Origin of the sequence: Tenacibaculum sp. M341 (assembly GCF_004337695.1) — a bacterium.
GTDB lineage: Bacteria > Bacteroidota > Bacteroidia > Flavobacteriales > Flavobacteriaceae > Polaribacter.
Window position 1 is genome coordinate 425,954 of record NZ_SJXJ01000001.1, and the last position, 19,807, is coordinate 445,760.

Genomic DNA, 19,807 nt, shown 5'->3' on the forward strand with positions numbered 1-19,807 from the left:
TTATGGTGAAGTTTAAACAATTAAGCATTATCTACCAAAGTGTTTTCTTCATTGGTAGTATCAGAAGTATCATCATTAACAGATACATTAGACCTATTGTCTACAACTCTATTATAATATTCAGATAAACTATCAATTTTTTCGCTTAAAACACTGTAAGCTTCATTTTCACTTAATATAGTGTGAGCAGAAATATGATCAACTAAATTTTTATAAGCTTTTATAGCATCGGTACGTAGTTCTAAAAAATCAATATTATCTCTAGCTACCAACTCATCAATTCGCTCTAAATACTTATTGTTAAAATCAAGATTAGTTTTATTTAAGTTACCTATCCATTCAGTAGCATTTAAAGAAACAACAGTTTCTGTTAATTCTACACTATTAGCTATATCTTTAATAATAGTATCAATAATTCCTGTTTGTTCATTGTAATTTCTACGAGCAATATTAGTACCATGCTTATCAATAACACCTAATAGTTTGGTAGCTGCAATAGCTATGGCATCATTTTCAAAAGTAGTGTAAGCATTCACTAACATTCTAAACCCTCTAATGGCTTTATCTCTTTTGTTATCTAGTTCTTGAATTTCTGGAGTTACAGAACTTCCTTGTGTTTGTTTATAAGCTCCTTTTAATTTGGTAACTAATAAATTCACTTCATTAAAAGGTTCTGTTAATAGTAAAGCATCTATATCTTGCTTACTAACGGTTTCAATTACCTGACTTAAATATTGAATAAACTCAATATTCTTATAGCGTCGTAAATTCGCTGCTATCATAGACTTAAATTTTTATAAGATTAAAAAACAATTTTTTGAAAGTAAATACTTTCATAGCTGTTTCTAAATTACTATAATTTTTCAATCTATTTAACTGTGGTTTAGTTTTTAACAAAAGTTTAGTAGTTGATTATAAGGTGAAAAATTAAAAAGCTTAAAACAGTAATGTATTGGCGATTGTTAGTGTGACAAAAGCTTAAAACAGTAATGTATTGGCGATTGTTAGTGTGACAAAAGCTTGAAACAGTAATGTATTGGCAATTGTTGGGTTGACAAAAGCTTAAAACAGTAATGTATTGGCAATTGTTGGGTTGACAAAAGCTTAAAACAGTAATGTATTGGTGATTGTTGGTGTGACAAAAGCTTAAAGCAGTAATGTATTGGCGATTGTTGGGTTGACAAAAGCTTAAAGCAGTAATGAATTATTGAAAAATATGTTGTGAATACATAACAAACAGATGTAAGTCACAACTATTTCAATTAACAATTATCGGTAAACAGTTATCAAAAATTGATCATTGTTTATTGATCCCTGATAATTGAAAATTTATCGTCACTACGAGGCACGAAGTAGTCTGTTTATTGCTAGTTAAAAATATTATTTACATCTAACAATAAACAGATTGCTTCGCTTTACTGCGTTCCGCTCGCAAAGACGTGTTTTATTAGTAATTCATAATTGACAATTCCTAATTGATTATGCTGTGAATACATTCCAAACAGGTGTAAGTCACAACTATTACAATTAACAATTATCGGTTAACAGTTATCAAAAATTGATCATTATTTATTGATCCCTGATAACTGAATAAGCTGTGAATACATTTCAAACAGATGTAAGTCACAACAACATATGACGACAAACGATCAAATTTTATGCTGTGAATACATTCCAAACAGATGTAAGTCACAACTATTACAATTAACAATTATCGGTAAACAGTTATCAAAATTGATCATTGTTTATAGATCACTGACAACTGAAAATTTATTGTCACTACGAGGCACGAAGTAGTCTGTTTATTGCTAGTTAAAAATATTGTTCACATCTAACAATAAGCAGATTACTTCGCTTAACTATGTTCCGCTCGTAAAGATGTGTTTTATTCGTAATTAATAATTAACAATTCCTAATTGATTATGCTGTGAATACATTCCAAACAGATGTAAGTCACAACATCAGGTATGGATAGCCAACAACTCAAGCAGTTGTGAATACATTACAAACTGATGTAAGTCACAACCTTATGTTTACCTATGTTTGCTTATGGTGTGCTGTGAATACATTACAAACAGATGTAAGTCACAACTATTACAATTAACAATTATCGGTAAACAGTTATCAAAATTGATCATTGTTTATAGATCACTGACAACTGAAAATTTATTGTCACTACGAGGCACGAAGTAGTCTGTTTATTGCTAGTTAAAAATATTATTTACATCTAACAATAAACAGATTGCTTCGCTTTACTGCGTTCCGCTCGCAAAGACGTGTTTTATTAGTAATTCATAATTGACAATTCCTAATTGATCATGCTGCGAATACATTACAAACGATATAAGTCACAACTATTACAATTAACAATTATCGGTTAACAGTTATCAAAGTTGATCATTGTTTATTGATCGCAGACAACTAAAAATTTATCGTCACTACGAGGCACGAAGTAGTCTGTTTATTGCTAGTTAAAAATATTATTTACATCTAACAATAAGCAGATTGCTTCGCTTAACTACGTTCCGCTCGCAAAGACGTGTTTTATTCGTAATTCATAATTGACAATTCCTAATTGATTATGCTGTGAATACATTACAAAGAGATGTAAGTCACAACATATTCTAAATTAAATACAGCTGGAACAATGCTGTGAATACATTACAACCAGATGTTAGTCACAACTATTACAATTAACAATTATCGGTTAACAGTTATCAAAGTTGATCATTGTTTATTGATCACTGACAACTGAATAAAATATTATTTACATCTAATAATAAACAGATTGCTTCGCTTAACTACGTTCCGCTCGCAAAGACTTATTTTATTAGTAATTCGTAATTAACAATTCCTAATTGATTATGCTATGAATACATTCCAAACAGATGTAAGTCACAACAAGAACTTAGATAACTAAAAGAATTCATTAGCTGTAAATACATTACAAACAGATGTAAGTCACAACGCAATAGGAGTAAAGACCTTAGAGTTTCTAGCTGTGAATACATTCCAAACAGATGTAAGTCAAAACATTAGATACTGATATTAATTCTAATATAGGGCTGTGAATACATTCCAAACAGAAGTAAGTCACAACTGTTTCAATTAACCATTATCGGTTAACAGTTATCAAAATTGATCGTTGTTTATTGATCCCTGACAACTGAAAATTTATCGTCACTACGAGGCACGAAGTAGTCTGTTTATTGCTAGTTAAAAATATTATTTACATCTAACAATAAGCAGATTACTTCGCTTAACTACGTTCCGCTCGCAAAGACGTGTTTTATTCGTAATTCATAATTGACAATTCCTAATTGATTATGCTGTAAATACATTCCAAACAGATGTAAGTCACAACATCAAAGAAATTTATCGAATTTAAATTAGAGCTGTAAATACATTCCAAACAGATGTAAGTCACAACCAGTTTGTAAGTCAAGAAAACATCATACTCGCTGTAAATACATTCCAAACAGATGTAAGTCACAACGTAACTAAGGGTTTTTAATTTTATTTTGCTATTTATCAGTGTTTTATTTGTTTTATAGGATTGAGGAACTAACGTTTATAAAACGACTTTGAGTGTTTTTTATACGGTTTTTTAATCCTAGGAATGGTTTTAATTAACTCTTTATATGATTTATTTGGGGGTAAAATATCAGCATGTAAAGCTTTGTTGCGTATTTCTTTTAAAGTGCTAAAATTATTACCTAGTTCGTTTTTAAAATCTTCAAAACTAACATATCCCATGTTGGCAAGTGAAATATCATTTTTATTAGTAAACTCTTTTTTATAGTTTTTTTCAAAGGTCAATAATCGTGAAACAAATTCAATACTCTCTTTCCAATGCTGTTGCATGGCGGTTTTTATTTCTTGATAGGTATATGTGTCTTTAGTTGGATGTTCTTTTTTTAATCGACCTACAATTGATTTAATTCTGTTCATGGTATAAAAATCATGACTTTTTAATCGTTTTACAGGAAAGCTAATGGTAATACCATCGTGTTTAATAGAAACTTCTCCTTTTTTATGAGAAAGAGTCAATAGTTTTTCTTTTGGTAACTGTAAAGAAGATTGATTGCTCTTTTTTAATAACTGTTCTTGTAGTAAAGTTAGTATGGTGTCGGTATACAAATCGTCATACCATTGTTGTACTTTTTTACGTTGGTCTTTCAATTTTTCAATAGTTTGTAAGGTAGTGCTGTTAGAAGAGGTTAATGAATTACTTTTTGCAACTTTTAGCTGTGTAATAGTTTCTTTAAAATCGGCAAAATAGGTTTGATACTTGGTGTTGCTTTCTAACGATTGCCATTTGCTTTTAATTTTGGAACTAGTAGTTGTAAATTCTTCCAATTTTTTAAAACGATGTTTTAAAGCACCTCTAGTTTCTGGAGCAATTAAAAAGAAATCGTGCGGTAATTTAAGATACGCATTATAGGTATTGGTGTTTTTATTATAGGTGTAAAACGGAGCTAAAATTTCAGCTTTACGGTTGGCGTGTTCATTATGAAAGTATTCATCGCTTTTATTGATGGAGTTGGAAGGATTGGAAATATCTAATTGTCGTGCCAAACCAATTAAGTTTTCATACTTGTCATAAGTAGGTAACTTCTTTAGTTCATCTTTATATTTTTGTAGGACTAATTTTGTTAGTTGCTTAAAACAATTATCAAAAGATATGGCTTCTAATAAAGCTTGTTGTACTTCTTTTTGATAAGGTTCAAATAAGTTGTTTTCATGATTTTTAAGGTTTTGTTTGGCTTTACACGCAACATTTAACCAATCGGTAATTAAATACTTATTTTCCTCTTTCCATGCCTGTACATCTAACAGGTAACAGTATTTAGCAAACTGTTTTTTAGCGGTTGCCGATGTAAATTTGCCTTTTTTACCTAACAACCATTGAATAGATGCATACATGAGTTGCATTTTTTTATGTCGGATGGTTTGATTGTTTTTTCTTTTTAATAAGCGTTGTAGTTCTTGTTTTTTTAAATGATCTTTTTCATTTGCTTTTTTTGCTAAAATGCGATTTTGTATGGTGTTAATTTGTTTCAGTAGTTTTTCTTGTTCTTTTTTTTCAAAATAACCAGTACAGTTTTCTCCTTTATTATAAGTAGTTACCAAATTAGCAAAATGATTTTTATTAGCCGGATTTGTGATACGTTCTATTTTTTGTTGAATTCGTTTGCGTAACACTTCCATAGCTTTTTTATTAGAGAGTGTAGGTTGTTGTAGTTGTAATAAAATTTTAGGTAATAATGATTGGTGTTTATAAGTACCGTCGGTATTTTTTTCACCATTAAAATGTTGTAAATAGCTGTTATTGATAAAAAAAGCTTTTTTATGTGTTGGTTTTGTTAAACATTGTAACCAATTGGTGAAATCTTTAGCAAACGCTTTTAAAGCCGTTACACTATCATTTAATCTATTACTACAAGCCAAAGCACCCCAATGTTTAAGATTTTGATGTCCGATAGTAAAATGCATATAAGTATTTGAGGTTACTTGTAATCGAATCATTATTTGATCTTGATTGGTAGTGTATAGCTCGTTAGTTGTTTGTATTTCGGTAGGAGTGGAGTTACCTGTGGTATGATTTAAACGTGAAGCGGTTACATGGGTAGTACCTAATTTTGTTACATAAGTAGGTTGTGTAGTATAGTACGCTTCAGGTATTTTTTGTAATTCGTCTTCTTGTTTTTCATTATGTGCTACTTTTTTCTGTACATATTCATCAGAACGTATGCGCCAAGCCAAATTGGGTTCGTTTTGAATACTATGTGCTATAGAGGCAGCTAATAATTCGGTAGGACGTTTGGCAATACGTTGTACATTGGTTAGTTTTTTAGTATCACTAAGTTCGTTGTACAAATATGAAGGTAACGATTCTAAATAGTTAGTGGTTTGTAACAAGTGGTATTGAATAATATCATTATTATTTAAAGTTAATTTACCTAACCAATATGCCGCACTTTCAGAAGCATCACGTTGTGCATAAAAAGAGGCAATAAATCTACTTTTTTCTAAATCTAAAACATCATCAGCGCTTCGTAGAGTTCCATCTGTATTTTTTCGTTGTTTCCCATAATCATCAAACAGGTATTTGCTATTGTTTGTAGGTGGATTTTTATATCCACCACGATTTAAATATTGACGTGATTTCATAAACAACTCCATTTGACCACGAGTTAAGAAAAAACTTAAAAAAAAGTTGATGCCCATATTACTTAGCTTTCTTTCATCTTTAACATTCCAACAATTTTTAAGTGGGGTAACGTCAATAGCAAAATTAATTTGAGGTTGATAACTTCGTAAGGCAATGTTAAAGGTACGATCTAGTACGATTCTTGCTTCTTTTGTAGGATAAATAGCCGATTCTTCGTGCCAATAATGTGAATGGTAATCGCGTAAACGCAATAACAATAGTAATATATGGTTGATTTCTGTAATTTCTTCAGGAGTAACAAAGCGTATGTTTTTTCCTTTGACAGCATTCCATAAGAATACTTTTAATTCAGAGTAAGTACGATTGGTTAATCCATGAATGGGTTTCTTTAAATCTTCAAAATCTATTTTCTCCTTTTGAGTTTCTGTACCATAATGTAATGGAAAAAAGAGGTGTCTAATTTCTTTAAATTGATGTGCGTTATCTTTTTTCTGAATGGTATTTATAAAATTACTTGTTCTATTATAGGCTAAATTATAAAACACAGCAAGTTCTCCGTTTTTAAAAATAGCAGGTACCGATCTTTTTTGATTTACTTTCATAGAAGGTTTTCGTGTCATAATTTTTAGTAATTAGTGTGCTTTTAGTATTTCTTCTAGTTCATTATTCAGAATTAAAACATCTTTTTTTAAATGTATGATATCAATGTATTGTAACATATCATACCCACGTTTGTGATTACCATTAGCACACTTTCGTAATGTTTTACCACTACCACAGTAGCAACGGTCTTTATGACTTAATTTGTTACCTTTTATGTATTCAAAAAGTACTTTTAAAATCAATACATTGTCTGTTGTATCAAGTAGTGTTTGATAGGTTTCTTGTGTACTGTTACTATGTGAAAACTCACCATTTATATAGTGTTTATGCAATTCGTAATACGAGTTATTTTGTAAATACGGAATTAGTATGTGCTGCATAAACTGAGCTATGGTTTTTATTTTAGTTTTTAGTAAAATTTCTTCCAATCGAGGAGTGGTAAAACAACAGTTTCCAGCTTCATATACATGTCTATCTATGCTATTAGGAATACGTTCACCTAGTTCATATACCCTTGGAAAGTGCTTGTTCCAAGGGGTTAAATCAATTAAAAGGGTGTAAAAATCATTGGTATCAATTTCTAGAGTACCTTCAAGTGTATTTTTCTGTTGATTAAAATGCAATTCAGGATAGTGTTGTAATACTTTAGTTATTTGTGATTTAATATCCATAAGGTTTTGGAGGTATGTAAGCTGTTTTTAATTCATCTGACATTGACTTTTTTTGTGCATTTTCATCAGTATCATTTCCTTTCGGAAAACGATCTCCAAACTGATAATCTCTTAAATACTCAGAAGCTTTTTTAAAATTAGTTTCATCGTTTGCACGATCGCAATCGTTAACTAAGCTGTATAAGGTTGTTAAAAAGTTTTCTCTTCTGCTATCAGAATACTCTGCAAAAACATCATCGTTTACAGGTACCGTAGGGCGTAAACATTTAAAACCATTGTATGAAGTAAGTGTGTTGTATATGTTTCTGACGGTTTCTCTAAAAGCAGTGCTATCATCGTCGTCTGAAACATAATTGTTTACAATTAAAATAGTTAATGCAAACCCCGATGGCAGTTTTAAATGTGTGTTTTTTTGCTGTCTGTAATCTTTCCAGGCTTTTATATAACGTACCAAACGTTTCATTTGTTTGTTTGATTTTTTGATAAACCAATCGGTAAATGCAACAGGATCACTATCTATCCAATCTTTTGATCGATGTGCAAGTTCCGGTGTGTCTCCATCTTTGTAATAAATAGGTAAATCAATGTGATGTCCATTAGCAAAAACCACTCGTACACAAGTATTTTTTCTAATAGGGTCTTTTGTATTGGTATGGTTTTTTACAGCTTCGTATACCCAATTGTGCCAAGTAGCTATATTTTCTCTATTGTTTTCATTTTCTTTTTCTTTAAAATAAATACCATCGTCTAAATCGTATGCACGCAATTCGTTTCCGTTTTCATCTTTTACAACAATAGGGTTTACAGTAGTGTCCATTTCAAAAGAACCTTGTCCTTTAAAAGTAGGTTGTAACCTATCAGATTTATGTTCTTTAAACCAATCTTTTACTTTTTTTCTGATTGCTTTTCTACTACCTAATAAACCGTCTTTTCTATTGTCGGTAAGTTTTATAGTATTGTAAAATGTATTGTATTCTTTGTGTAATGTTGCCATATATGGTTTGTTTAAAATGGGTGAGTAATGTCTTTTGATATTCTTTTTATGTTCGGAAATATTCCGCTAGAGGGTAGTGGTTTCCGATTGGCATAATACCGTCCATTTAAAAAGTACTCCCCATTTTTGATGGTAATTTTTGAAAAACAAGCGCCTTCATGTTTATCTTTTGTAGCAAGTCTATCCAAACTTTCTTTTCCACCATTTTCATAGTTGTAAACTAGTTCGTAATTATGATCGTTAATTTTTGATATGAAACAAAATTTACTTTTTGAATGTGAAGGATCTCTTTTGTCGTATGTATAAAAAGAATCTACTTTTATTTCGCTTGCCGTTTGAGTGATAATAATGTCAACATCAATATAGATTAATCTTTTTTCGCAGTTATTTTCTTCTATAAATACATGACATTCTTGTCTGCCTCTGTAGGTTCCAGAAATGTCTTTTATAGTAAACATCCAATTGAATAAAGGATTTTTCCATAAATGAGTGTCTATACTTCTAATTAAAAAAAGTGTAAGAAGTATTGGAATAATGATAGATAACACACCAAATAAAGGATATAGTATAGTGTTTATAGTTAAAAAGAACGCTAAGGGAACTAAAAACCCTTGTGAGGTATAGTTATTAAAATAATTTGTTTTCATAAAAAGATTCTGTGTATTAAAAATCAAGTCAATTTTGAATAAGAAACCTTCGTCAGTTCGAGTGATTTTACGGAATTATAAAGAAGTAAAATTGTATAGAGAACAGTGTCTTTATGTCTCAATAGTTGAGCGACATTTTTATTCTTAAACTAGATTTACATTAAAATATATGTTATGAGTTGTTCTATAAATAATTGATCATTGATAATTGAATACGTTGTGAATTGATTACAAATTGATAGGAGTCACAACCTAAATATCGTTGAGCATTACTTTATACGTCATTATTTGTTGGTAATAAATATTTTATATTTCGCATAGACATTTCTCTTTTCGGAGACCATACCAATGAGCTTTGATGAGGTATGTTAAATTTACTTTCTAAAGTTTCTTTAAGCATATCTAAGTTTTTTTCATCGTCAATAGTCATTCCTTTAAAGTGCTGAAAAACACCTTTCATTTGCTTAAATTCAAAAGGAGGAATAGTAACAGAAATATGCTCCTTTGTTTGTATCCAAACTGCACCAAGTTCTATTAAACACATTGGCGATTTATAAAAGTGCTCTGATAGCATAAAAAAGACTAAGACATCTTCATTTAATTGACTTTTGATATCATTAATAAAATCCTTACCTAAAGGTGTACCGTACCCTTCTAATGAAGAACAAAAAATATTTTCTGAAGGTATTCCGATGTTTTGAAGTAGTAATACAAAGCTTTCTACAATTTTTTTATCGTGATGTGAATGACTTATAAATACTTTTTGAAGAGGTTTTTGTTCTTTTTTATGAGTAGTACCTTTATTAGTTTTAGTAGGTGGTATAACTAAGTTTAAATCGTCAGCAATTTTAATAATTTTAGTATTCTCTGTTTGTTGTAATAATTTTTTTATAGAATCTTGATTGTAGGTTTTTGTAGGTATACTATCTATACCGTATTCATTTAGTATGTTGATAATTCCTTCTGCATTGTGTCTTGTTTGTAACGAAAAATAAATGTCTTGTATTAATCGGTATTTGTCTGTTGGGTTCATATAATTTTACTGTTTAATAGTTAGGTAATAAATAAGTTGATTTTAATTTTTGTTTTAGGTTTTTGGATATGAAATAAGTGTCTATTTGTGCCAGTATGGCATCGGTATTCCCTAGTTTTAGAAATAAAATTTCTTGCTCTATTTTATTCTTGTAGTACTGATGTACACAAAAAGAAGTTATTTGAAAAGTTACAATACCTATAAAAACAAATACACCAATTCCGTTTTCCATTCCTCTTCGCATTGAAGCTCTATGTAAAGCGTTTGTAATTGCAGCACCTCCATTATTCTCATTTATAATTAATGCTATTTTAAAAACGAGTTTAGGAACACCTATGCCAGAAGCATAAATAATTAGTGTGTCTTTCATACTATAGCCTATTTTCCACTACTATTTTTTTATAGTATTTTCCTAAAGCGGTAAGCTTACAAACTCCATTTTTAGAAGCTTCTGCTTCAAATGAATCTGTAGTACCTAGTGTTAAAAGTCCGTTGGCATAATATTGTCTTAAGTGTTTAGTTACTAACGCTAGGTTTTCATTATGTAAATGATTTTCAGATAATGAAAAACTTGAGTTGTCTTCAGAAAAATACTCAGGTAATTTTCTTAAAACAGGATTAGGAATTTTAGATTCACAATTTCTTAATGAAATCATATGAGAAACATGCGATTTAAAAACAGGGCGTTGTTTCCATGCGTCCAATAATGTATCTGCAAAATAATAAAGGTTAGCAAGGGTAACTCTACCAATTACATCAGCGGCAGATCCTCTCAAAGCATCATAAATAATACCTGTAAAAACACCTCCACCGTTTTTTTCATAAGAATATTGTGTTTCTGTAGAGGCTGCTAAAATAGAAACTCCTTCGCGTAGTATAATTTTACGTTCTCCTAAATCGATACTATTTCCAGCACCACCTGAATGGCAACAATCTAAAATTATAATAACTTCTTTTGCTTTAGAATTGTTAGCGAGTGCTACAATTTCTAGTAAACTAACGCCAAGATCATTTGATTGTACATCTTGTGTTACCAAATAAGTACCTGCGTCTGTAGTGGCCCCATGACCAGAGAAATAGAGTAGGGTGGTGTCTCCGTCGTTATGGTTGAATAACTTTATGATACTTGATCGTAACAAACCACGAGTTATTTTTTTCGTGTCTGATATTAACATTTTACAGTCAAAGTTTTTATCATCGTTTTCGTGTCGTTCAAAAACTTCTTGCATGCGTTTTGCATCGTTAATACAACCATTTAAAGGTGCTGTAGGGTAATCGTTAATTCCAACTAGTAATGCTCTTTTCATTTTAATAAAATTTTAATTAAGATTCTGATTACAAAGGTGTAGGATTAGCATATGCAAAAACACCCCAATATTGTGGAATACTAAAACTCCACATATTTGTGGAGTTTTAAAGTTGTTGGTTTTTAGTTCTTTGTTAGTTTTTGTTGAAGTAGTGTTGAGTTTTTGTAAAATAAAACCTCACAAATCTTTTAGATATGTGAGGTTTACTTTGTGCAATCATCGGTTAACAGCTATCAAAAATTGATCATTGTTTATTGATCACTGATAACTGAATATATTGTCACTACGAGGCACTAAGTAGTCTATTTCTTATGAGTTTAAAATGTTATTACTACTTAGAAAAAAACAGATTGCTTCGCTTTACTGCGTTCCGCTCGCAAAGACGTTTTTATCAGTAATTCGTAATTGATTATGTTGTGAGTACATTAAAAAACGATATGAGTCACAACAGAAGATGAAAAAGGAGAATCTAACATCAAGTTTTGAATACATTACAAAATGGTATGAGTTATAACTATTACAATTAACAATTATCGGCTAGCAGTTATCAAAAATTGATCATTGTTTATTGATTACTGATAACTGAATATATTGTGAATGGTCTACAAATTGAATCAAATCACAACGTAATAGATGTTTTTAAGTTTTAAATTATAGAAAAAATAAGTAATTGGTTTTTAGGTAGGATTCGTAAAATAAAAGTTTTTACGAGTGTTAAGGCTCAATTTTTACTGTTTTTTTAATCCTAGCCGATTTAAATATATTTATGATCAATAGCAAACTTTACCAAACCATGAGAACTTTTAGTACCAATTTTTTCAATTAAGTTTCTACGATATGTATTAACAGTACTTACTTCAATATGAAGTTTTAATGCAATTTCTCCAGAGGTATGATCATTTGCTATTAATTGTAAAACTTCTATTTCTCTTTTAGTTAAGTGTACGTTTTTAGGTTGTGGGGCTTTATTAGCTGTAATATAATTGTCTAACACTTCTCCTTTTAAGTAGTCATTACCTTCATTAATAGTTTCTAAAGCGTCAACAAACTCTTGTTTATCAATGTTTTTTAAAATATAACCATTGGCACCAGCATTAATAATTTCTTTAATAATAGTACCTTCTTGATGCATAGTAAGTATTAATGTTTTAGTTGTTATACCCAATTTTTTCATAGATTTAACAACCTCCATACCACTCATTTTAGGCATATTTATGTCTAATACAGCAATATCTATTTCATGAGCACTCTTTTTTAAGATGTTTATAGCCTCTTCACCATTTGTAGCTTCATTTACTACTTGTATATGTTTATATTTTGATAACATTGATTTTATACCTTGAATAAACATGGTATGATCATCTGCAATCATAATTCGTATATTCTCTTTAGTCTTCATTTAGTTTATATTTTAAGTAGGAATATCTATAGTAACAGTTGTACCATTTCCTTTTCCTGAATCGATTAAATAATTCCCTTTAATTTCAGATATAACTCTTTGTTGTATCGATTTTAACCCTAATCCGTTTTGTTGTTTAGAAGTATCAAAGCCAACGCCATTGTCTTCAACTATAATATTAAGTTTGTTTTCAAATTTTAAAAGCTGAATATGTACTTCTGTAGCTTTTGCATGTTTTAAAATGTTATTCAAGAGCTCTTGTATAATTCTATATACATGTCTTTCAATATTGTCTTTTAAACGGTTGTCTAATCTATGAAAGGTTAATAATATGGAAATGTTTTCTTTAGAGCTTTTATTATATGCAATTTCATAGTTTTGTGTTAACTCTTTTAAGGCACTAACTAATCCAAAATTAGATAAGAAGCCAGTTTCTAAACTGTGAGAAATATTTCTAACATCTTTACAAGTTTCATCTAAAAGAAGGTTTGCCTTTTCATAGTATTCAATATCATTACTATTTAGATTATTTTCTATAGATTGATAAAATATTTTTACCAATGCTAATTTGCTGCCAATGTTATCATGTAATTCTTGAGCAATTCTTTTACTTTCTTTTTCTTTTCCATCAATCATTGCATTGTATGTACGTATATCTTGTTCGTTTATTAACGTTTGTATTTGTTTCTCTTTTTCATGAGTAATAATTAGCTTTTCTTTTTGTTGCTTTTTAGCTTTTACAACATAAAAAAATAAAAAGATTAATAATATTACTGTTATTACTAGAGCTATTATATAAGTGTTTTTTTGTGTAGTTTTTGCTTCTAAAATTTTTTGACGGTGTAAAGTAGCTTCTAATTTTTTTTTCTCATTTGCATAGGCAACTTCATATCTATCCGCCTGTTTTATTTTTTTAAAATTTCCTTTTTCTATTAAATAGCTAGAATCTTTATATGCATAAGCTTTAGTATGCTTATTTAGTTTATAATATACATTAGCCAAAGAGGTGTATGTATAACCCAATAATAGAGAATCATTATTTTGATGTTGTAAATCTAAGCTCTTTGTCAGGTGATTAAGAGCATTATTGTATTGTTTGTTATCGAAGTATAAATTTCCGATATTATTGTAAGAAACAGCTAATTTTTTATTGTTTTTATAAAGTTTAAATTCATTTATTCCTTTGTTATAATAATATAATGAAGAATCCTTTTTACCAATTTTTCTGTATAATGTTGCTAGATTGTGATATAGGTAACCGCTATATTTTGTATCATTATTTTTAGTAAGTGATAATGCTTTGTAATAATGCATTAACGCCATTTCATTTTCGTTCAAATAATCATAAGTACTGGCAATACTCATTTGAATGTCTGCCATTTTTATTATTTGTTTTTTATCTTCATAAATAGTTTTAGCTTTCTTAAAGTAAATTAAAGCTTCTTTGTAGTTTTTTAATTGTTGATGTACAATTCCTAAATTTTTATAACAATAAGCCGTTAAGGTTGAACTATTAATTTTTTTACTGAGTTCAAAGGCTCTTAAATAATAACTTAAAGCTTCTTTTGGTGTATTATATGCTAAATATAACTTGCCTATGTTAATAGCTACAGTTGTAGCTTGTTTGAATTTTTTGATTTTTTCGAAAGCTTGTAAGCTTCTATTGTAATGAGTAAGAGCTTCTAATTTTTTTGTCTGTTTTTCATATACATTGCCTAGTTCATTATTGGCTCTAGCAATACCATAAATGTAGTTTTGTTGTTTGTCTATTTGTAGGGCTTTATTGTAATACTCTATGGCATTCAATAGAAAACCTTTACGTTTAGCTATATTTCCTAAACGGTTATAAGCATTTGAAACCCCTAAATAATAGTTGTTTTTTTTGCTCAAATTTAGTGCTTCAAGTGCATAAAAAACAGCTATTGAATCATTTCCTTTCCTGAGTACCCAAGCTAGTTCATTTAAAGTATCTACTTTACTAATACCATCTTGGAGCTGCAATATTTTTTGTAGACTATCAATTTTTTTTTGTTGAGAGAAAACTACAAATAAGTTAAGTAAACATATTAAGTAGAGTATATATTTCATTTTTTGTTAATAGGAGTAATACAAATATAAAAGGCTTTTACTTTAAATAAATCATAAATTTTAATTTAAAATAAATAGGTAAAAGCCTTAAAAATTGTTTTAATGATATGCTACTTTTTAAAAGGTTTTATTTCTCCTTCATCATCTGCATCACCTGAGTCTACTGTATTATCACCATTTCCTGGTTTTGGGTTTTCTATTTCGCTAGGATCTGTTATGTGCAAATCATTTTTTAAAACTTCACTTTGAAACTCTAATTCTGTTGTAAATTTTTTAATCATAATTTTAATGTTTTATTATTTATGTTACAAAGTTTGTTCTTTAATAAAGGTTTTACAATAGTGTGTTTTTACGATATTCAACTCCATAAATATGTGGAGTAATTTCAATTTATTTTGGTTACTAATTGTGTTTTATTACTATAATTAGTAAGACAAAAAAAGACATCAATACCCACACTATAAAATAACTTAATTTTTTAGGTAACCTATGTTACATTGCAGGTTAAAGTAACATATTACATTTACAATAAATTTTTTTATATGTTAGGTAAAGGAACCAAATTGTACAGTGTAACTAGGATGAAGTGTCCTAAATGTAATGAAGGAAGTTTTTTTGTAGGACATCCTTATAAATTTTCAACTCTTGGAGAAGTTAAAGAAAAATGCTCTGTGTGTGATTTAAAATATTCAATAGAACCATGGTTTTTTCAAGGCTCGTATTATGTTTCTTATGCATTAGGTGTTGCTCTTTTTGTAGCTATCTTTATTTTAAAGATTGTTTTATTACCCAAATTAACTTATCTTATTACTCTGATATCTATGGTAGTTATATTATTAATGCTATCTCCTTTATTATTCGCCCTTTCTAAAATTATTTGGATAAACATATTTGTACATTATGATTCAAGATTTAAAAGATAACTACGGACATATTTTTGAAAAAGAATTGTTAAACGAAATTAATCAAGTAGGAATTTATAAAGATGTTCCTGAAGGATTTAAAATGATAGAGATTGGAGATTATCTTCGTTCAATTCCATTATTAATTTCTGGAGCAATTAAAATTTTAAGAGAAGATAATGATGGTGATGAATTGTTGTTATATTTTTTAGAAAAAGGAGATACTTGTGCTATGAGTTTATCATGTTGTATTGGGCATACTAAAAGTGAGATTAGGGCAATTGCAGAAACAAAAGCCACTTTAATAATGATCCCTATTCAAAAAATGGAAGAATGGTCTGGAAAATATAAAAGTTGGAGAAGTTTTGTTTTTGAAAGTTATCAAAATAGACTTAATGAAATGTTTTCTACCATAGATAGTATTGCTTTTTTAAAGATGGATGAGAGATTATTAAACTATTTAAAAGAAAAATCAAGAATATCTAAACAACAAATCATCTACAATACACATCAAGAAATAGCATATGAATTACATACTTCTAGGGTTGTTATTTCTAGACTATTAAAAAAACTTGAAAGTTTGGGAAAAATAGAATTACATAGAAGCCATATTCTGATTAAAAACCTTTAAAGCATTGTAACCAATGTTACTGTTAAAAAATAAGGTAGCAACTACTTTTGAAAAAAATAAAAAGTATGTTGAAAAAATTATTTCCTGTTTTTCAGTGGCTTCCTAATTATAAAAAAGCAGATATAACAGATGATTTAATAGCAGGTTTAACAGTGGGAATTATGCTTATACCTCAAGGTATGGCATATGCAATGATTGCTGGTTTGCCACCTGTATTTGGTTTATATGCTTCTTTAATACCTCAAATAGTTTATGCTTTTATGGGAACATCTAGACAATTGGCTGTAGGTCCAGTTGCAATGGATTCTCTTTTGGTAGCTTCAGGCTTAGCAGCTTTATCTTTATCTGGTATAGATGAATACATAGCCATGGCTGTGTTTTTATCGCTTTTCATGGGAATAATCCAGTTATTATTTGGGGTGTTAAGGATGGGGTTTTTAGTAAATTTTCTTTCAAAACCTGTAATCAGTGGGTTTACTTCAGGAGCAGCAATAATCATAGGTTTAAGTCAGCTAAAACATTTATTAGGTATTGAAATTCTTAGAAGTAATCAAGTACATAAACTAGTAATAAGTGCTTTTGAGAATATTAGATTCATTAATTTTTATGCATTAACAATAGGTTTGTTAGCCATAGTTTTAATTGTAATAATAAAAAAGCTAAACAATAAATTTAATAAAAGAATACCTGCAGCTTTAGTTTTAGTACTGTTAAGTACTGTTATAGTATATGTATTGAATTTAGATGGATTTGGAGTAAAAATAGTAGGCGAAGTACCTAGTGGGCTTCCTTCTTTTAAAACACCAGAAATTCCTTTAAATAGAGTTTCAGAATTAATACCAATAGCATTTACATTGGCTTTAATTGCTTTTATGGAAGCAATATCAGTATCTAAGGCAGTAGAGGAAAATCATAATAATTATAAAATAGAAGCTAATCAAGAGTTAATAGCTTTAGGAACTTCTAATATATTAGGATCATTGTTTCAATCATATCCAACGACAGGAGGTTTTTCAAGAACAGCAGTAAATGATCAAGCAGGCGCAAAAACAGGAATTGCTTCCTTAATAAGTGCAATGGTAGTTGCGTTAACCTTACTTTTTTTAACCCCTTTATTTTATTATTTACCAAATGCAGTATTGGCAGCAATAATTATGGTTGCCGTTTTTGGTTTAATAAATATCTCATATCCTGTAGAGTTATTTAAAAATGGAAAAGATGAATTTACACTATTAATTATAACTTTTCTAATGACACTATTAGTGGGAATTAAAGAAGGTATTTTAATAGGAGTCTTATTGTCTTTAGTAATTATGGTTTACAGAATATCTATTCCTCATATTGCTGTAATAGCTAGAGTTAACAATACAGATTATTATAAGAATGTATTGAGGTTTAAAGATTTTACAAATGTCAGAGAAGATATTTTAGGAATAAGAATTGACTCTCAATTATTTTTTGGTAATAAAGATTTCTTTAAAAAACAATTATATACACATATTGAAAACAAAGGGCGTAGTTTAAAACTAGTGATAATTAACACGGAAGCAATTGGTTATATTGATAGTAGTGGTATTCATTTGCTAAAAAAAATTATTAAAGAATTAAAAGAGAAACAAATTAAAATTATGTTTTCAGGAACCTCAGGTCCAACAAGAGATATTTTATACAAAAGTGGTTTAGTAGATGTATTAGGGAAAGAAAATTTATTCTTAAGGTCTTATGAAGCAGAAGATTATTATGATGGTAAATATCATAAAACTACTCTTTCAAGAAAAATAGCTGAACAGACTCAAAATAAAGTTATGTAACAAATGTTACTGACTCTAAATGAGTTTATTGGTACTTTTAAATAACGTAAAATTATATTAATGAAAATTGAACAAATATATACAGGTTGTTTGTCGCAAGGAGCTTATTATATAGAAAGTAATGGAGAGGTAGCAATTATAGATCCACTGCGTGAAGTAAAGCCTTACATTGACAAAGCAGTAGCAAACAAAGCAAAAATTAAATATATTTTTGAAACTCATTTTCATGCAGATTTTGTAAGTGGTCATGTCACTTTATCCAAAGAAACTGGTGCACCTATTATTTATGGACCAAATGCAAAAACTAATTTTGAAGCCATAATAGCAGAAGACGGACAAGTATTTGAATTAGGAGATATATCAATTACAGTTTTACATACTCCTGGTCATACTATGGAGAGTAGCGTATATCTTTTAAAAGATGAAGAAGGAAATGATCATGCTATTTTTAGTGGTGACACATTGTTTTTAGGTGATGTTGGTCGTCCAGATTTAGCTCAAAAAGCTGGAGACTTAACAAAAGAAGATTTAGCAGGTTTCTTATTTGATAGTTTAAGAAATAAAATAATGCCTTTATCTGATGATGTTATTGTTTATCCTGCACATGGAGCAGGTTCTTCTTGTGGAAAAAACTTAAGTAAAAATACGGTAGATACACTTGGTAACCAAAAAAGAACCAATTATGCTTTACGTTCTAATATGACCAAAGAAGAGTTTATTAAAGAAGTTACAAAAGGTTTATTACCACCACCACAATATTTTCCATTAAATGTGAAAATGAATAAGAATGGTTATGATGATTTTCAAGAGGTATTACAGCGTAGTACTAGAGGTTTGCTCCCTAATGATTTTGAAGCATTAGCAAATAACTCAGAAGCTATTATATTAGATGTACGTACTCAAAATGATTTTGCAAAAGGACATATTCCACGTTCAATTTTTATTGGTTTAAATGGCAGTTTTGCACCATGGGTAGGAGCTTTAATAGCCAATGTTTCTCAACCTATTCTTTTGGTAACTGAAAAGGGAGATGAAGAAGAAGCTATTAAACGGCTGTCACGTGTAGGTTTTGATCAAACTTTAGGTTATTTGAAAGGTGGCTTTAACGCATGGAAAGAGAGCTCAAAAGAGTATGACACTGTAAACTCAATATCAGTAGCTACATTTAAAGAAATTATAGCAGGTGATGATGTTACTGTTTTTGATGTAAGAAAAGAAGGAGAGTTTTTATCAGAACATTTATTAAAAGCAAAAAATACGCCTTTAGATTATATTAATGATTATTTAACTCAATTTCCTGAAGAAACAACTTTTTATATTCATTGCGCTAGTGGTTATAGGAGTATGATTGCTGCTTCAATTTTAAAGAGTAGAGGAGTCCATAATTTTATTGAAATAAAAGGTGGGTTCAAAGCAATTAAAGAAGCGAATATTGAAGTATCAAATTATTTATGTCCATCAACATTATAAAAGTTATACTGATGAATTAAAAGTTCACAGATTAAATTAAGATTTTTTGCAGTGAGTAACATAGGTTACTGTAAGT

At 29.3% G+C, this 19,807-nt stretch carries 15 protein-coding genes; 4 read left to right on the forward strand and 11 right to left on the reverse strand.

The features are described 5' to 3' along the window. Positions 1–20: 20 nt before the first annotated feature. From EYW44_RS01820 to EYW44_RS22060, 11 genes are all read right to left on the reverse strand, one after another. Positions 21–782 carry a DUF6261 family protein gene (locus EYW44_RS01820; RefSeq protein ID WP_132721805.1) on the reverse strand — a complete coding sequence of 254 codons (762 nt, stop codon included), beginning with the start codon at positions 780–782 and terminating at the stop codon, positions 21–23. A 2,782-nt stretch (positions 783–3,564) separates the two neighbouring features. Then, positions 3,565–6,795: a hypothetical protein gene (locus EYW44_RS01825; protein WP_132721807.1), complete on the reverse strand. Its 3,231-nt coding sequence runs from the start codon at positions 6,793–6,795 to the stop codon at positions 3,565–3,567. 12 nt (positions 6,796–6,807) lie between these two features. Continuing rightward, positions 6,808–7,449, reverse strand: coding sequence for a hypothetical protein (locus EYW44_RS01830; RefSeq protein ID WP_132721809.1), 642 nt, complete (start codon positions 7,447–7,449; stop codon positions 6,808–6,810). Continuing rightward, positions 7,439–8,443, reverse strand: a complete 1,005-nt coding sequence (locus EYW44_RS01835) for a cyclic GMP-AMP synthase DncV-like nucleotidyltransferase (protein WP_132721811.1) — start codon at positions 8,441–8,443, stop codon at positions 7,439–7,441. The genes EYW44_RS01830 and EYW44_RS01835 overlap by 11 nt, the downstream gene beginning before the upstream one ends. An 11-nt stretch (positions 8,444–8,454) precedes the next feature. Further along, positions 8,455–9,090 (reverse strand): hypothetical protein, encoded by a 636-nt coding sequence (locus tag EYW44_RS01840; protein ID WP_132721813.1) that lies wholly within the window; start codon positions 9,088–9,090, stop codon positions 8,455–8,457. 274 nt (positions 9,091–9,364) lie between these two features. Beyond that, positions 9,365–10,123 (reverse strand): toll/interleukin-1 receptor domain-containing protein, encoded by a 759-nt coding sequence (locus EYW44_RS01845; protein ID WP_132721815.1) that lies wholly within the window; start codon positions 10,121–10,123, stop codon positions 9,365–9,367. 13 nt (positions 10,124–10,136) lie between these two features. Beyond that, the gene (locus EYW44_RS01850; protein ID WP_132721817.1) at positions 10,137–10,493 is read right to left on the reverse strand and encodes a hypothetical protein; all 357 of its coding nucleotides are present in this window, start codon (positions 10,491–10,493) and stop codon (positions 10,137–10,139) included. 1 nt (position 10,494) lies between these two features. Beyond that, positions 10,495–11,430: a caspase family protein gene (locus tag EYW44_RS01855; RefSeq protein ID WP_132721819.1), complete on the reverse strand. Its 936-nt coding sequence runs from the start codon at positions 11,428–11,430 to the stop codon at positions 10,495–10,497. A 754-nt stretch (positions 11,431–12,184) separates the two neighbouring features. Continuing rightward, entirely contained in the window at positions 12,185–12,829 is a 645-nt protein-coding gene (locus tag EYW44_RS01860) for a response regulator transcription factor (protein WP_132721821.1), read from the reverse strand. Positions 12,830–12,841: 12 nt separating this feature from the next. Then, positions 12,842–14,917: a tetratricopeptide repeat-containing sensor histidine kinase gene (locus EYW44_RS01865; RefSeq protein ID WP_132721823.1), complete on the reverse strand. Its 2,076-nt coding sequence runs from the start codon at positions 14,915–14,917 to the stop codon at positions 12,842–12,844. Positions 14,918–15,027: 110 nt separating this feature from the next. Next, a complete protein-coding gene (locus EYW44_RS22060) occupies positions 15,028–15,198 on the reverse strand; it encodes a hypothetical protein (RefSeq protein WP_165872136.1) in 171 nt (56 codons plus the stop codon). A gap of 300 nt (positions 15,199–15,498) precedes the next feature. Between EYW44_RS22060 and EYW44_RS01870 the strand changes: the two genes are divergently transcribed. From EYW44_RS01870 to EYW44_RS01885, 4 genes are all read left to right on the forward strand, one after another. Continuing rightward, positions 15,499–15,840 carry a DUF983 domain-containing protein gene (locus EYW44_RS01870; RefSeq protein ID WP_243643590.1) on the forward strand — a complete coding sequence of 114 codons (342 nt, stop codon included), beginning with the start codon at positions 15,499–15,501 and terminating at the stop codon, positions 15,838–15,840. Further along, positions 15,818–16,450 (forward strand): Crp/Fnr family transcriptional regulator, encoded by a 633-nt coding sequence (locus EYW44_RS01875; RefSeq protein ID WP_132721827.1) that lies wholly within the window; start codon positions 15,818–15,820, stop codon positions 16,448–16,450. Before EYW44_RS01870 ends, EYW44_RS01875 begins: the two co-directional genes overlap by 23 nt. A gap of 65 nt (positions 16,451–16,515) precedes the next feature. Beyond that, the gene (locus EYW44_RS01880; RefSeq protein ID WP_132721829.1) at positions 16,516–18,261 is read left to right on the forward strand and encodes a SulP family inorganic anion transporter; all 1,746 of its coding nucleotides are present in this window, start codon (positions 16,516–16,518) and stop codon (positions 18,259–18,261) included. A gap of 60 nt (positions 18,262–18,321) precedes the next feature. Continuing rightward, positions 18,322–19,731 carry an MBL fold metallo-hydrolase gene (locus tag EYW44_RS01885; protein WP_132721831.1) on the forward strand — a complete coding sequence of 470 codons (1,410 nt, stop codon included), beginning with the start codon at positions 18,322–18,324 and terminating at the stop codon, positions 19,729–19,731. Positions 19,732–19,807: the final 76 nt, after the last annotated feature.

Coding starts and splice junctions, on each gene's coding strand:
- EYW44_RS01820 (WP_132721805.1), bottom strand. CDS start 782: ATGATAGCAGCGAATTTACGACGCTATAAGAATATTGAGTTTATTCAA.
- EYW44_RS01825 (WP_132721807.1), bottom strand. CDS start 6,795: ATGACACGAAAACCTTCTATGAAAGTAAATCAAAAAAGATCGGTACCT.
- EYW44_RS01830 (WP_132721809.1), bottom strand. CDS start 7,449: ATGGATATTAAATCACAAATAACTAAAGTATTACAACACTATCCTGAA.
- EYW44_RS01835 (WP_132721811.1), bottom strand. CDS start 8,443: ATGGCAACATTACACAAAGAATACAATACATTTTACAATACTATAAAA.
- EYW44_RS01840 (WP_132721813.1), bottom strand. CDS start 9,090: ATGAAAACAAATTATTTTAATAACTATACCTCACAAGGGTTTTTAGTT.
- EYW44_RS01845 (WP_132721815.1), bottom strand. CDS start 10,123: ATGAACCCAACAGACAAATACCGATTAATACAAGACATTTATTTTTCG.
- EYW44_RS01850 (WP_132721817.1), bottom strand. CDS start 10,493: ATGAAAGACACACTAATTATTTATGCTTCTGGCATAGGTGTTCCTAAA.
- EYW44_RS01855 (WP_132721819.1), bottom strand. CDS start 11,430: ATGAAAAGAGCATTACTAGTTGGAATTAACGATTACCCTACAGCACCT.
- EYW44_RS01860 (WP_132721821.1), bottom strand. CDS start 12,829: ATGAAGACTAAAGAGAATATACGAATTATGATTGCAGATGATCATACC.
- EYW44_RS01865 (WP_132721823.1), bottom strand. CDS start 14,917: ATGAAATATATACTCTACTTAATATGTTTACTTAACTTATTTGTAGTT.
- EYW44_RS22060 (WP_165872136.1), bottom strand. CDS start 15,198: ATGATTAAAAAATTTACAACAGAATTAGAGTTTCAAAGTGAAGTTTTA.
- EYW44_RS01870 (WP_243643590.1), top strand. CDS start 15,499: ATGAAGTGTCCTAAATGTAATGAAGGAAGTTTTTTTGTAGGACATCCT.
- EYW44_RS01875 (WP_132721827.1), top strand. CDS start 15,818: ATGATTCAAGATTTAAAAGATAACTACGGACATATTTTTGAAAAAGAA.
- EYW44_RS01880 (WP_132721829.1), top strand. CDS start 16,516: ATGTTGAAAAAATTATTTCCTGTTTTTCAGTGGCTTCCTAATTATAAA.
- EYW44_RS01885 (WP_132721831.1), top strand. CDS start 18,322: ATGAAAATTGAACAAATATATACAGGTTGTTTGTCGCAAGGAGCTTAT.